At 44.8% G+C, this 801-nt stretch carries 1 protein-coding gene; it reads right to left on the bottom strand.

Going from position 1 to position 801, the window contains the following annotated elements; translation table 11 throughout:
- Positions 1-801, bottom strand: an 801-nt coding sequence (locus GMD4S_RS12430; protein ID WP_000319290.1) for an ATP-binding cassette domain-containing protein, incomplete at both ends; no start/stop codon positions are given.

Below are 801 nucleotides of genomic sequence, written 5' to 3'. Positions count from 1 at the left end.
TTTCCAAGGCTTCAATATCCCCTTCAATGCTTGCCCACTCCTGCTTTTCTTGGTAGGTCATGCGTTTCTTGTCTTCACGGACCTTGACCACTTTCTCCTTTTCTGCCTTTTGCACTTGATTGGCCATATCAGTTTCAAAAGCTTTTTCATCAAGGTAGTCGGTATAATGACCAAAGAAAGTACGGATGCTGCCATTCTCAAAGGCGAGAATCTTGGTCGCTACCTTATCCAGAAAATAACGGTCGTGGCTAACTGTCAAGACAGGACCTGCAAAGCCCTGCAAGAAATTTTCCAAGACTGTCAAAGTCGCAATATCTAGGTCATTGGTCGGCTCGTCCAAAAGAAGAACATTTGGTTTTTCAAGGAGTAGTTTGAGGAGATAAAGGCGTTTTTTCTCGCCACCAGACAATTTCTCAATCAGGGTTCCATGCGTCGAACGTGGGAAGAGGAACTGCTCTAGCAACTCTGCAATGGAAGTCGTAGAACCACCACTGGTCTTAACCTCTTCTGCTACTTCCTGCAGGTAATTGATAACCCGCTTGCTCTCGTCTAAACCTTCGATTTGTTGAGAGAAATAGGCAATGCGAACCGTCTCACCGATGATAACTTGACCTTTAGTCGGCTCAAGACTCCCTGCGATGAGATTAAGCAGAGTTGACTTCCCCACACCATTATCCCCAACGATTCCGATACGGTCTTTGGCTTGCACTAAGAGATTAAAATCTTGCAAAATGGGCTTGTTTTCATAGGCGAAGGAAACATTCTGAAACTCGATGACTTTTTTCCCAATCCGACTGGTTT

This window comes from Streptococcus sp. GMD4S (assembly GCF_000296955.1).
The sequence above is the reverse complement of the archived record's forward strand: the minus strand, read 5'-3'. Positions and strand labels throughout refer to the sequence as shown.